This is a genomic window from Nocardia amikacinitolerans, assembly GCF_900215415.1.
Classification (GTDB): domain Bacteria; phylum Actinomycetota; class Actinomycetes; order Mycobacteriales; family Mycobacteriaceae; genus Nocardia; species Nocardia amikacinitolerans.
Genome location: NZ_OBEG01000003.1, coordinates 558,406 through 570,518, shown reverse-complemented (window position 1 = coordinate 570,518; position 12,113 = coordinate 558,406). Strand labels below are relative to the sequence as shown.

Genomic DNA, 12,113 nt, shown 5'->3' with positions numbered 1-12,113 from the left:
GCCCGAGGCGGTGTCGACCTTAGGCATTCATCCGTCTGTCCGGCTGCGCATCGATCGCGGCCTCGAAGCTGACACGAGTCCATATTTCACCTGAGCAACAGGTCAGGCGCTGCCCTCGCCTCCGCCTAGAGGCACAAAAGCGGTCGCCCCGACTTCCTACAGGCGTGCACGGCGATGCGCGGACTTCGCACGACTGTCGGCGACCGCGGCACCGTACCGTGCGAGCATCTGGCGGGATCGCCTCCGGCGAGGTCCTGTGCCTGGCGCCGCTGTCGAGCCACGTGTGGGAGAAGAAGTGGCGGAGCTGATGCGGGTGGAGGCGTTCGATGCCGGCGGCGTCGCATCTGCGTTCGAGCATCTGCCGAATGCGGAGTCCGTCATCGCACCGCGGTAGCCAAGCCAAAGTATTGGATTCTCGTTTTTGCGGCCGGTTGTCGCGCCCGTACGCGCAGATAGCGCCGCCGTACAGTGCGAGTCTTGTCACCAAATGGCACAGTGCGCGGCCGTCGTCCCTTCCCGATGCGAGCACGGTGCTCTCGTTCAAGTCGAGGAAGTCGAGTTCGAGGGGCGCCATCTCGCCGAAACGGATGCCAGTGTCGGCGAACAGCCGGATGATGGCGGTGTCGCGCCGATCGTTGAAGTCCGTCCCGTCGCACTCGGCGAGCATGGTGCGCACCGCGTCGATCGACGGCACCGGCACCGGCACCTCATGGTCTGGGACCGTCGGCGGGCTCATCCTGTCGACCGGGTTCGTCTCGATGATGCCCTCACCGGCGACGTACTTGAAGAACTGTTGCAGCGACCGGTACTGCCCCCGAGCATGTTCGGGCGAAAGCGGTTCTCCGGTACGAAGTTTCGACCGGGCGAGCAGGTTCTCGATGTACCCACCGGGATGTTCTCGCGTGATGTCCGGCGCTGAGGTCGGGAGCTCGTTGCGCAGTCAGTCGGCGAAGTCGGATGCACTCGAGGTAGCCATCGATGGTCTGATTGCTACGGTTCTTTCGACGCAGTTCGGTGGCGAAATCCTCCGCCAGCTCTCGGATGTCGTCCAGATCCGGCCCCATGCGAGCGGATTCTACCGCCAAAATACATTGCTGATGAAGCGTTGTTCTGGACCAACCCGGCTGTCGGATTCAGCGTTTCCGCTGGTAGAGGGGGTTTGTGGGGCGGGCGGGGCTCGAACCCGCGACCAATGGATTATGAGTCCACGGCTCTAACCGACTGAGCTACCGCCCCGCATGCGCGGTGGAACCGCGACTGTCAAGGATGCTACCGGGCTCGAAGGGGCGGGCACCAGTTGACTCCCCGCTCCCGCGACGCTGTTGTGAGGACGTGCGGTCTGTCGGCCGAGGCAGGCTGGGGAGGTCGATTAGGGTGGGGCCGATACCGGAAACTTACTGGAGGGTCAGATATGGCCAGTGTGTTCGCGAATGTGCTGCGGGTTCATCAGTGGGTGTATGAGAAGAGCGATGGCCTGATCGGCCACAAGCTGCTGTTCGGGAATCCGACGCTGCTGTTGCGGACGGTGGGGCGCAAGACCGGGCAGCAGCGTACTTCGGCGCTGACCTACGGGCGCGACGGCGAGGCGTACCTGGTGACCGCGTCGAACGGCGGCTCGCCGCGTCCGCCGGGGTGGCTGGCGAACGTGAAGGCGGCGCCCGAGTGCGAGATCCAGGTGGGGCGGCGCAGGATGAAAGTGGTTGCGCGAGCGACATATCCGGACGATCCGGACTACGCACGACGTTGGGCGATAGTCGACGAGGTGAATCAGGGCCGCTACAGCGCCTATCAGAAAATGACCAAGCGGCCCATCGCGGTGGTGGTGCTGACGCAGGCGAGGTGAGCCGTCAGTCGTCGTCGTCTCCCCAGCGCCCCTTGTCCACCGGCACGCTGTCGTCCCACCGACTCTCCATTCTCGGTGGGCGACTTGCGAATTGGACGACGGCGAAAACGAGGAGGAGGACGACGGCGACGACACCGACGACGATCAGAGTTTGCACGGGGGCACCCTAGCGCTGTCTCAGACCGATCGCACGCACTGCCTGACAAGTCACAAAGTAAGCAGCGTTCGACCGAGAGATTTCCTCAATTCGATTGCGGCATGGGCTCGGTCGGCGTGTTCGAGCGGGAACGTCTGTCCGATCACGACCTCGATGTCACCGGCGGCGACAGCGTCTTGGATACCCCGCGCGAGGGCGTTCCAATCCGTGTCGGCGCCGGTGATGTCGAACAGGCCGAGCACCGCGATGTCGCGCGCGGCCAATCCGTCCTTGTCGAGCTCGGCGAAATCGCCCGCCGCGGCGCCGTATCCGAGGAATCGGCCGTGGTCGGCGATGGCTGCGGTGGCCGCCTCGCCGAGGTCGCCGCCCGCTCCGTCGAGCACGACGTTCACCCCGTCCCTGCCGGTCGCGGCGCGCACCTTGGCGGCCCAGTCCGGCTCGGAGTAGTCGATGACGGCGTGCGCGCCGAGCCGTTCGGCGAGTTCGAGCTTGGCGCGGCCGCGAGCCGCCGCGACAACGTGTGCCCCTGCGGAGCGGGCCAATTGGATGAGCAGCGTGCCGAGCCCGCCGCCCGCCGCGGTGACGAGAACCCACTCCCCCGGCTGGATCGCGGCCCGCTCGAAGACGGCGAGCGCGGTCCTGCCGTCGTGGACCAGCGCCACAGCCTGCTCGAGCGAAAGCCCTTCCGGCACTTCGTTGAGCGTCTCGGCCTTGGCCAGCGCCTTCTCGGCGTAGCCGCCGACGGGCTGACCGCCGCCGATGCCGCTCGCGGCGGTGCTGGTGGCGACGCGTTTGCCGAGCCACGCCGGATCGACCTCGGCGCCGACCTCGACGACCACGCCCGCGACCGCGCCGCCCGGCACGTAAGGGGTTTCGATGTCGAAGTATTCGCGTCCCCACCCACCGCGCAGCCGAGTGTCGAGGAACATCACGTCGGCCGCCGCGACCTGCACGACCACCTGTCCGGGACCCGGTGTCGGATCCGGGATTTCGCGCACCGCGAGCACCTCTGGTCCACCGAATTCCATTGCCTGCACTACCCGCATCACTGATCTCCCTGTCTCGTGGGGCAGTGCCCAGCATGAAACCTGAAGTTCAGTAGAGGTCAAGCGCTGCGAGTCGGATCACTCGCGAGCGGGCAGGACATCGGGTTCAGGAACCCCCACCGCAGCTACTGCCACCACCGCCGCCGCAACTGCTGCTGCTCCCGCCGCCACAGCTACTGCTGCTACCCCCGCCGGACCCGCTGTCGCCGCCGCTGCCGCCCGAACATCCGCTTCCGGAGTCCCAGGCTCCCCCGGCGCCGCAGCCGCTGCCGTGGTGGCGGTGCTGGTGCCCCGCCCCGGCGCCGCCGGCGAACCACGGTCCCGGATTGTGGTTCGGCCCCCAGCCGGGCTGCCGCGGCGGCCTGTTCGCGGCCTTGACCAGAACCACCACGAACGCGACGACCGCGAACAGGATCAGTAGAACCATGACGAGCAGAAACAGAACAAGAAGAGCCCTCATGCCGGAATGGTAGCGGCGCGCCGCCGTACAGTGAATCGTGCAGTTTTTCCGTTCCCGACAGCGCCTCCGCCGCCAGGTCGACCTGCGCGACGTCGAGGAGGCGGTGGCCGCGCTGGAACTCACCGAGGCCGTCTTCAAGACGTGCCCCTGGCAGCCGCGCGAGCTGGTGGAGACCGGCCTGCGCCAGTGGCTGCGCTGCTGCGGCGCGGCGATGCGCGACGGCCAGGTCATCGGCATGCCCTCGCACGCGGTGGACGAGGCATGGCACGGGCTGATCCTGTGCACGCAGCGCTACGCCGCGTTCTGCACGGCCGCCTACGGCCGGTTCCTGCACCACTACCCGGACGGGGACGGTCCCGTCGAACCCGCCGCGCACGGTTCGATGGCCGAGCAGCTCGGCCGCACGGTGGTGGCGTGGTCGATGGTCGCGCGACCCGGTGAGACCTGCGTGCTGTGGGATCTCGACAGCAAGGTCGGTGTCGCCGAACCGTGGGGCATCGACGCCCGGCGCGTGGCGGCGATCGAGGCCGAACTGCACCGGGCGTCGACGGGCCCCGCTACGTGAGCTTCACCCGCGCCGCGAAGAACCGCACCACCGCGGGCGCGAAGCGGTTGAACTGGTACTGCAACCGCGCCTCCGGGGTGACCGGCACGATGCTGCGGTCGCGCCGGACGGCCCGCACGATCTGATCGGCGACCTTGTCGGGCGTGTAGCGGCGCCTGCGGTACAGGTCGTCGTACTTGGCCTGCTTGCGCTTCTCCTCCTCGGCGCTGACGCCCGAGAAGGTGGTGGTGGCAACGATATTGGTGTGCACGATGCCCGGGCAGATGGTGTGCACCGAGATGCCGCGGCCCGCCAGCTCGGCGCGCAGGCAGTCGGAGAACATGAACACCGCCGACTTGCTGGTGGAGTACGCGCTGAACCCCTGCTGCGGGCTGTAGGCCGCCATGCTGGACAGGTTGACGATGTGTCCGCCCAAGCCGCGCTCGGCCATGGCGGCGCCGAAGGCACGGCAGCCGTTGACGACGCCGCCGAGGTTGATCCGCAGTACCCGATCGAACTCCGCCGACGGCGTGTCGAAGAACCCGCCCGCCTGGCCGATGCCAGCGTTGTTGATCAGGATGTCCGGCACGCCGTGCGCGGCGAACACCTCGGCCGCGTGCGCGGTGACCTCGGATTCGTCCGAGACGTCGAGCCGATAGGCATGCGCCACACCACCTTCCGCGGCGATCAACTCCGCGGTCTGCTTGGCTGCGTCCAGATTGATGTCGGAGAGCACGATTTCGGCGCCGAGGCGGGCGAACGCCAGCGCGGTCTCCCTGCCGATGCCGCTGCCGCCGCCGGTGATCACCACCAGCTGGTCGTCGAATTCCTTTCGGGTCCGGTCCGTTTCGGCACGACGCAGGCCGCGCGGCACCGCGCCGCCGTCGAGCGTGTCGATCAGCTCGGTGGTGGCGGTGGCCAGTAGTTCGGGGTGCGAGAACGGCATCCAGTGCCCGGCGGGCACGTCGCGCCGCCACAGCCGCGAGACCCACTTGCGCTCGTCGTCGTAGCCCGCGGGCCGCACCGCGACGTCACGACCCGCCACGATCAGCTGAACCGGCACCTCGGTGCGCCGCTCGCGCGGGGCGAGCAGCCGCGGCACGATGTTCGCGCGATAGATGCGCAGGCCGTCGACGATGTCACGCCGGAAAGTCGGCGCCAGGGTGACGTTCGACGCCGGGGTGTCGTTCATCAGGGAAACGACGCGCTGCCAACGCTCTTCGGTGCCGAGCGCGGTGAAAGCGGCTCGCGGCAGTACCGGCGTCATGAAGAAGGCGGTGTAGGCCGAGGACAGCAGCTGGGTGAACGGCTGCCAGACGTTGCGCGGGGTGGGCCGGGAAAGCTTGGCGCGCACCCACTTTCCGAGGTGGTCGAGGTTCGGCCCGGACACGGAGGTGAACGAGGCGATACGGTCGGCGGCGGCCGGTTCGCACACCGCCTCCCACACCTGCACCGAACCCCAGTCGTGCGCGAGGACGTGCACCGGCGCGTCCGGGCTCACCGCATCGGCGACGGCGTAGAAGTCGGCCGCGAGCGCCTCGAGCCGGAAGTCGGCGGTGCGCCGGGTGCGGGTGGACCGGCCGTGCCCTCGGGTGTCGTAGGTGACGACGTGGAACCGCGGCGTCAGCAGCGGCACCACGGCGTCCCAGAGGCGGTGGGTGTCCGGCCAGCCGTGCACGAGCACCACGGTCGGGTTGGCGGGATCGCCGTATTCGTAGACAGCGAGGTCGAATTCACCGCTGCGCACGATCCGCTCGGTCGCCGCCGAGTCGATATCCGTCGTCATCGACGTCTCCTTGTTGGTCGGGGGCCTTCACTACAGGTCGAGCACGAGACGGCCGCCGTCGCAGCGCGATACGCAGGCCAGCATGTCGCCGTCCGCGCGTTCGTCCTCGGTGAGCACAGTGTCGCGATGATCCGGCTCGCCGGCCAGCACGCGGACCTTGCAGGTCCGGCAAAACCCCTGCCGACACGAATACGGTTGGTCGGGACGGGATTTCAGCAGTGTGGCAAGCGCGGACTCGTCGGCGGGCACTTGGAGCACCTCACCGGTGGAGGCGAGCTGGATCTCGAACGGCCGCCCGTTCACGATCGGCGGCGGCGAGAAGCGCTCGGAATGCAGTTCCACGCCGCGCATTCGGCGCACCGCTTCGGCGACGGTGGTCGTCATCGGCACGGGGCCGCAGCAGTAGACCGCGGTGCCGGTGGTCACGCCGGGCAGCAGCGCGGCCGCGTCCGGCAGACCGTGTTCGTCGTCGGTGCGCACGGTGACCCGGTCGCCGAACGTCTCGATCTCGTCGAGGAACGGGATGGTCTCGCGGCTGCGGCCGACGTAGACCATGGACCAGTCCAGGCCGAGCCGCATCGCCAGCCGCGCCATCGGCAGGATCGGGGTGATCCCGATGCCGCCCGCGACGAAGTGCAGGTGCACCGAGGGTGAGCCGTAACCGGGCACCGCGAACGGAAAGGCGTTGCGCGGACCGCGCACCACGATCGGCGAGCCGACCGGCAGCGCGTCGTGTACCTCCACCGAACCGCCGCCGCCCTCCGGGATGCGGCGCACCGCGACGCGGTAGGCGCGGGTGTCGGCGGGGTCGCCGCACAGCGAGTACTGCCGCAACCTGCCGGACGGCAGCTCCAGATCCAGGTGCGCCCCCGGCCGCCACGGGGGCAGTTCGCGCCCGTCCGGCGCCTCGAGCCGCAGGCTCACCACGTCCTGGTCGTGCGCTTCGACCCGGCGCTCGGTGACGACGAGCGCGAGCCTTCGGTCGTCGACCTTCGGGCGCAGATCCCGCCGGTTGACCAGCGTTGCCCAGCGCAACCGGGCCGAGGCGACGGCGTCGAAGACCCGCACCGTCCGGTCCCGATCGCGCTTGCCGAACAGGTCGGCGGGCAGCTGCTCGGGGATGATCCTGGGACTCACGAGGCGACCGCGCGCGCCGCGGGCGAGGCGGCCAGGTACGCCACCGCCTGCGCGGTGGAGCCGACCGTCTCCGGGTTGTAGCCGGGCTTGAAGGTGGACAGCGCGCTCCACAGCAGCGAAGGCACGCCGGGCAGGGAGCCCCGCCACATGGCGCCGAGAACCCGCTTGATCAGGCGCGGATAGCCGAGATCGGGCAGCGTGGCGTCCTGCTGCACCATGAACTTGGTGCCGCGCACGACCAGCGAGATGAAGATCGGGAACACCAGCACCATCAGCGCCGACCTGCGGACGTATCCCGCGCCGAAGTACACCGCGACGTCGTGGGCGACATGCCGGTGCTCCACTTCCTCCGCGCCGTGCCAGCGGAAGAGGTCGGCCATCCGCGGGTCCGCGCCGAACTTCTCCAGATCGGCGTTGAGCACCCAGTCACCGAGGAAAGCGAAGAAGTGCTCGAGGCACGCGATGAACGCCAGCCGCTCGACCATGATCTGGCGCTGCGCGATGCCCTCGGCGTCCTTGGGCCCGAGCGTCTTGCGGAACAGGTATTCGGCTTGCCGCACATAGGGAGTCGGGTCGATGCCGTTGGCCGCGAGCACCTCGTGCAGCACCTTGTCGTGGGTCTCGGCGTGCATCGATTCCTGACCGATGAAGCCGAGCATGGCCTCGCGCAGCTTCGCGTCCTTGACATAGGGCAACGCCTCGGCATACGCGGCGCAGAACATGCGCTCGCCCTCGGGCAGCAGCAGATTCAGCGAATTGATCAGATGCGAGGCGATCGGCTCCTCCGGCATCCAGTGCAGCGGAGTGTCGGACCAGTCGAACTGGACATTGCGTGCGTTGAGGGCCACCTCGCCCGGGTCGGTTTCCGGGCGCCGGTGAGCCCTGCGAAGTAGCTTCATCGGTACTCCTCGATCCTCATACGTGCACCTCAGCGGGCGAATCGGCACAGCGGTGCGCCGGTTCCTGCGCTGGTGTAGCAACGATCATACACATATATGGAACTAGCGGTAACACACATGAGAGTCACCGGTCGGACTCGAACTCGATACGACGGGCTATCCCACGGCATTCATCCGATGAATCCCGTTATCCAGGTTGACAATAGAGCCCACCACTGTGAGCGATCTCCCCCGGATCCGGCCCAAAATTAGAACACGTTCTAGTAGGCTTTCGCTATGGAACGTTTAACCGGATTGGATGCCAGTTTCCTCTACCTCGAGACCGGGACCCAGCATCTGCACGTGTGCGCGCTGCTCATCCTCGACCCCACCGCGGACGGCGTGCGGTACTCCTTCGACTCCTTCAAGGCCGAACTCGGTCGCCGGGTGCCCCTGATTCCGCAGATGCGGCGGCGATTGCACGAGGTGCCGTTCAACCTGGACCATCCGGTCTGGGTGGAGGACCCCGACTTCGATCTCGACTACCACCTCCGCCGTATCGGCATCCCGAGTCCGGGCGGCAGGCGCGAGCTGGCCGAACTGGTCGGCGACATCGCCAGCAGGCCGATGGACCGCGACCGCCCGCTGTGGCAGATGAACGTCGTCGAGGGCATCGACGGCGACAAGGTCGCGGTGATCTGCAAGTACCACCACGCCGCCGTGGACGGCATCACCGGCACCAACATGATGATGCACCTGTGCGACATGGAACCGGGCGTGACGCGTCCGGAGCCGACCGAGGAATGGCAGCCCGAGTCCGCGCCGAACGACTGGAAACTGTTGGCGGAGGCGGCCGTTCGGTTGCCCGGCAAGGCGGGCATCGTCGGCATGCTGCCCAAGACCGTCGGCATGCTCGCCGGTTTCGCGCAGCGTCGGCGAAACAACCAGGCGGGCATGGCGATTCCGCTCACCGCGCCGCGCACACCGTTCAACAAGGCCATCACGCCGCACCGCACGGTCGCCTTCGCCGAGGCGGATCTGGCCGCCATCAAGGAGATCAAGACCGCGTTCGACGTGAAGGTCAACGACGTGGTACTGACCGTGGTCGGCGGCGTGCTGCGCGCCTACCTGGACAAGCACGGCGAGCTGCCCGATCGCTCGCTCATCGCCTCGGTACCGGTGTCGGTGCACGAAGCCTCCCGGCACAAGGCCGGAATCAACAAGGTCTCCTCGCTGTTCTCCGAGCTCGGCACCGACATCGCCGACCCGGTCGAGCGGCTGCGCAAGGTGGCGGCGGCGAACAGAGACGCCAAGGACGAGCACGATCTCATCGGCGCGGACTTCCTGCAGGACTGGTCACAGTACGCCCCGCCCAACACCTTTCAGCTCGCCGCGCGGGTCTACTCGTCGCTTAAGCTGGCCGAGCATCATCCGGTGGTGCACAACCTCGTCGTCTCGAACGTGCCGGGACCGCCGATGCCGCTGTACTTCCTCGGCGTGAAGGTGAACGCGATGTATCCGTTCGGTCCGGTCTTCCACGGGGCCGGGCTCACCGTCACGGTGCTGTCCAACAACGGCGATCTCGATTTCGGGTTCATCGCCTGCAAGGAGCTCGTGCCGGATCTCAGCGCGATGGCCGATGCGGTGCCGGGCATCATCGATGAATTGCGTTCCGCGGCACACGAGTCGCGGTGACGACGAAGTGCGCACTGCGTCACCCGCATAGGTGATCCCAGCCCGCCCTGTTCGCCACCGACGCCGAACAGGGTCGACCGCAGCGGGTTTCGCTACACCCGCGCGGTGACCGACGCGCAGCCGTCCAGCAGTGCGGGAACGAAACGCTCCGCACCGAATACGCAGCCCGCATGTCCCACACCGGCGAGATGAATGGTCGCGCCGGGAATCATGGTCGCCATCTCCAGTTGCCGATAGACCGGAATCGCCCGGTCGCGGGTCGTGATGACCACCGCAGTCGGCGCCGTGATCGTGTCGAGCCAGGCGGACGCGTCGAAGCGCCCGACCTCCGCGATCACCTGGGCCAGCGCCCACCCGCTCGTACTGCGGAACTCACCCAGCGCCCACTTCTCGAAGCCGCCCGGCGGCCACGTGTGTTCCGGCAGCTCGGACAGTGTGCTCGCGAATTGCTCGATGCGCCGCAGCGAATACGGTCCGATGGCGTCGGCGAAGGCGCCGAACGCTTGGTGGAAGGCCTGCTCGCGCCACTTCTCCCGGAATCGGTACGGCGTCGCGCACAGGACCAGCCCGCCGACGCGGTCGGGATGCCGGTGCGCGGCCGTCAACGTCACCACTCCGCCGAGCGAATAGCCCGCGCAGATCGGGCGCTCGACCTCCATCGCGTCGGCGACGGCGATCACGTCGTCGGCGCAGTCGTCCACCGAGAAACGCGGGGATCGGATGCCGCGGCCGTGCCAGCGCTGGTCGAACAGGATCACCCGGTACCGCTCGGCGAGCGCTTCCAGCGCCGGAAACCAGGTGAGGCAGGCGGTGCTCGCGGTGCCGTGCAGCAGGATGAGCGTGGGAGCCCCCTCGGGTCCCGGCATGTCGACCACGTAGGTGCGTCCCCGGCCGGGCAGGTCGACCAAGCGGCCGCCCGGCACCTCCGCGATGTCGGGGACGCCCGCGCGCCGGATCAAGCGTCGGAACCGGTTCGCCATCGTCGGCCTCCTCCGGGACGAGCCGCTACTGAAACAAGTTCTATTCGATGATGCCACACGGTTGTGCGGCTTCTTCGCTGTGCCGTCGAGCCTTCGAGGCGCAACCACCCCGGAGTTATGTAACGTGTTCACGTCGGCTTCCGCCGGCGACTGTTCCGCGACGGACGGAGGTATCGCAATGGGGCGACTCACCGGCAAGGTGGCCTTGATCAGCGGCGGAGCCCGCGGCATGGGCGCCGCGCACGCCAGGAAATTCGTGGCCGAGGACGCGCGCGTGGTGCTCGGCGACATTCTCGACGACGAGGGCAAGGTGCTGGCGGAGGAACTCGGCGACCACGCCGTCTACGTGCACCTCGACGTCCGGCAGAAGCAGGACTGGCAGGCCGCCGCCGACGAGGCCGTGCGGCGGTTCGGCGCGCTGAACGTGCTGGTGAACAATGCCGGGATCGTCAACGGGAACCTGCTGGTGGACTTCGCGCTGGAGGAGTGGCAGCGCATCGTCGACATCAACCTGACCGGCACGTTCCTGGGTATGCAGGCCGCGACCCCGGCGATGATCGAGGCGGGCGGGGGATCCATCGTCAACATCTCCTCCGTCGAGGGCATGCGCGGGAGCCCGGGTCTGCACGGGTACACGGCGACCAAGTTCGCGGTCCGCGGGCTCACGAAGTCGACGGCGCTGGAGTTGGCGCAGTACGGGATTCGGGTGAATTCGGTGCATCCCGGGTTGATCAGCACACCGATGACCGAGGGGATTCCGGCGGACTTCCTGCAGATTCCGCTGGGGCGGGCGGCGGATCCGGCCGAGGTGTCGAACTTGGTGACGTATTTGGCGAGTGATGAGTCGTCGTATTCGACGGGGGCGGAGTTCGTCATCGATGGTGGGTTGACGGTCGGGGTGCCGCACAAGTCGTTCTGATGGGACGTCGGGCAAACAGTCAGCTGGCGAGCAGCAGTCCTGCGGCGAGGGTGAACATGACTAGCGCGATCCCCGAATCCAGGATCCGCCAGGTCGTCGGGCGGGCGAACAGCGGGCCGAGCAGGCGGGCGCCGAAGCCGAGGGTGACGAACCAAAGGATGCTGGCGAGCATCGCGCCCGCGCCGAGGAACCAGCGGTCCGGCGGGGCGTAGGTGTTGGCGAAGGAGCCGAGCAGCAGGACCGTGTCCAGGTAGACGTGCGGATTGAGCCAAGTCAGCGCCAGGCAGGTGAGGACGGTCGCGCCGAGTGCCACCGACGTGCCCGAACCGTCTGCGCTCAGCGTGCCGCCGGAGATCGCGCGCCGCGCAGCCAGCACGCCGTAGCCGATGAGGAACGCGGCGCCCGCGTAACGCACCACCGTCACCACCGAGGGCAGCGACTCGACCAGCGCTCCGAAGCCCGCGATGCCCGCGGCGATCAGCACGATGTCCGACACCGCGCACACCGCGACCACCGCGGCGACGTGCTGTCCGCGCACACCCTGGCGCAGCACGAAGGCGTTCTGCGCGCCGATCGCCACGATCAGCGACAACCCGAAACCCAAACCGGAGATGGTGGCGAAACCCGCCGAGGCAACTGTCACGTCCATCGACGCTAAGACCGCGCCA

12 protein-coding genes and 1 tRNA gene are annotated in these 12,113 nt (G+C 68.0%); 5 read left to right on the top strand and 8 right to left on the bottom strand.

Annotated features, from left to right (window positions below; all coding sequences use genetic code 11):
- The first annotated feature begins 487 nt into the window (after positions 1-487).
- A complete protein-coding gene (locus CRP45_RS33390) occupies positions 488-919 on the top strand; it encodes a hypothetical protein (protein ID WP_143861467.1) in 432 nt (143 codons plus the stop codon).
- 243 nt (positions 920-1,162) lie between these two features.
- Here CRP45_RS33390 and CRP45_RS16930 read toward each other — a convergent pair.
- Positions 1,163-1,236 (bottom strand) — tRNA-Ile (locus CRP45_RS16930).
- Positions 1,237-1,411: 175 nt separating this feature from the next.
- On the opposite strand from CRP45_RS16930, the gene CRP45_RS16925 reads away from it, so the two are divergent.
- Complete coding sequence (locus tag CRP45_RS16925; protein ID WP_097245872.1) at positions 1,412-1,843, top strand: nitroreductase family deazaflavin-dependent oxidoreductase; 432 nt, start codon at positions 1,412-1,414, stop codon at positions 1,841-1,843.
- Positions 1,844-1,847: 4 nt separating this feature from the next.
- Here CRP45_RS16925 and CRP45_RS33895 read toward each other — a convergent pair whose 3' ends face one another.
- Together CRP45_RS33895 and CRP45_RS16920 are read right to left on the bottom strand one after the other, a co-directional pair.
- Complete coding sequence (locus CRP45_RS33895) at positions 1,848-2,000, bottom strand: hypothetical protein (RefSeq protein WP_179830903.1); 153 nt, start codon at positions 1,998-2,000, stop codon at positions 1,848-1,850.
- Between the two features lie 50 nt (positions 2,001-2,050).
- Positions 2,051-3,046, bottom strand: coding sequence for a zinc-binding dehydrogenase (locus CRP45_RS16920; protein WP_097245871.1), 996 nt, complete (start codon positions 3,044-3,046; stop codon positions 2,051-2,053).
- Between the two features lie 497 nt (positions 3,047-3,543).
- Between CRP45_RS16920 and CRP45_RS16910 the strand changes: the two genes are divergently transcribed.
- Entirely contained in the window at positions 3,544-4,071 is a 528-nt protein-coding gene (locus CRP45_RS16910) for a glycine-rich domain-containing protein (RefSeq protein ID WP_245910175.1), read from the top strand.
- Here CRP45_RS16910 and CRP45_RS16905 read toward each other — a convergent pair.
- The 3 genes from CRP45_RS16905 to CRP45_RS16895 are packed head-to-tail and all read right to left on the bottom strand — an operon-like array spanning position 4,064 to position 7,872.
- On the bottom strand, positions 4,064-5,836 hold the full coding sequence (locus tag CRP45_RS16905) for an SDR family oxidoreductase (protein ID WP_097245869.1): 1,773 nt from the start codon (positions 5,834-5,836) through the stop codon (positions 4,064-4,066). The two genes, CRP45_RS16910 and CRP45_RS16905, sit on opposite strands and share 8 nt — an antisense overlap.
- Positions 5,837-5,866: 30 nt before the next feature.
- Positions 5,867-6,973 carry a PDR/VanB family oxidoreductase gene (locus tag CRP45_RS16900; protein WP_097245868.1) on the bottom strand — a complete coding sequence of 369 codons (1,107 nt, stop codon included), beginning with the start codon at positions 6,971-6,973 and terminating at the stop codon, positions 5,867-5,869.
- The gene (locus tag CRP45_RS16895; RefSeq protein ID WP_067786124.1) at positions 6,970-7,872 is read right to left on the bottom strand and encodes a metal-dependent hydrolase; all 903 of its coding nucleotides are present in this window, start codon (positions 7,870-7,872) and stop codon (positions 6,970-6,972) included. The genes CRP45_RS16900 and CRP45_RS16895 overlap by 4 nt, the downstream gene beginning before the upstream one ends.
- A gap of 276 nt (positions 7,873-8,148) precedes the next feature.
- Here CRP45_RS16895 and CRP45_RS16890 point away from each other — a divergent pair, with 276 nt between their 5' ends.
- Entirely contained in the window at positions 8,149-9,546 is a 1,398-nt protein-coding gene (locus tag CRP45_RS16890) for a WS/DGAT/MGAT family O-acyltransferase (RefSeq protein WP_097245867.1), read from the top strand.
- A gap of 92 nt (positions 9,547-9,638) precedes the next feature.
- On the opposite strand, the gene CRP45_RS16885 is transcribed toward CRP45_RS16890, so the two are convergent.
- The gene (locus CRP45_RS16885; RefSeq protein WP_097245866.1) at positions 9,639-10,526 is read right to left on the bottom strand and encodes an alpha/beta fold hydrolase; all 888 of its coding nucleotides are present in this window, start codon (positions 10,524-10,526) and stop codon (positions 9,639-9,641) included.
- Between the two features lie 178 nt (positions 10,527-10,704).
- On the opposite strand from CRP45_RS16885, the gene CRP45_RS16880 reads away from it, so the two are divergent.
- Entirely contained in the window at positions 10,705-11,445 is a 741-nt protein-coding gene (locus CRP45_RS16880; protein WP_097246113.1) for a glucose 1-dehydrogenase, read from the top strand.
- Positions 11,446-11,464: 19 nt separating this feature from the next.
- Here CRP45_RS16880 and CRP45_RS16875 read toward each other — a convergent pair whose 3' ends face one another.
- Positions 11,465-12,094: a LysE/ArgO family amino acid transporter gene (locus tag CRP45_RS16875; RefSeq protein ID WP_097245865.1), complete on the bottom strand. Its 630-nt coding sequence runs from the start codon at positions 12,092-12,094 to the stop codon at positions 11,465-11,467.
- Between the last annotated feature and the right edge of the window lie 19 nt (positions 12,095-12,113).

Bases quoted from the DNA above. Each gene is read 5' to 3' on its own strand.
- CRP45_RS16875 (WP_097245865.1), bottom strand. From the start codon at position 12,094: ATGGACGTGACAGTTGCCTCGGCGGGTTTCGCCACCATCTCCGGTTTG.
- CRP45_RS16885 (WP_097245866.1), bottom strand. From the start codon at position 10,526: ATGGCGAACCGGTTCCGACGCTTGATCCGGCGCGCGGGCGTCCCCGAC.
- CRP45_RS16880 (WP_097246113.1), top strand. From the start codon at position 10,705: ATGGGGCGACTCACCGGCAAGGTGGCCTTGATCAGCGGCGGAGCCCGC.
- CRP45_RS33390 (WP_143861467.1), top strand. From the start codon at position 488: ATGGCACAGTGCGCGGCCGTCGTCCCTTCCCGATGCGAGCACGGTGCT.
- CRP45_RS16890 (WP_097245867.1), top strand. From the start codon at position 8,149: ATGGAACGTTTAACCGGATTGGATGCCAGTTTCCTCTACCTCGAGACC.
- CRP45_RS16905 (WP_097245869.1), bottom strand. From the start codon at position 5,836: ATGACGACGGATATCGACTCGGCGGCGACCGAGCGGATCGTGCGCAGC.
- CRP45_RS16925 (WP_097245872.1), top strand. From the start codon at position 1,412: ATGGCCAGTGTGTTCGCGAATGTGCTGCGGGTTCATCAGTGGGTGTAT.
- CRP45_RS16920 (WP_097245871.1), bottom strand. From the start codon at position 3,046: ATGCGGGTAGTGCAGGCAATGGAATTCGGTGGACCAGAGGTGCTCGCG.
- CRP45_RS16895 (WP_067786124.1), bottom strand. From the start codon at position 7,872: ATGAAGCTACTTCGCAGGGCTCACCGGCGCCCGGAAACCGACCCGGGC.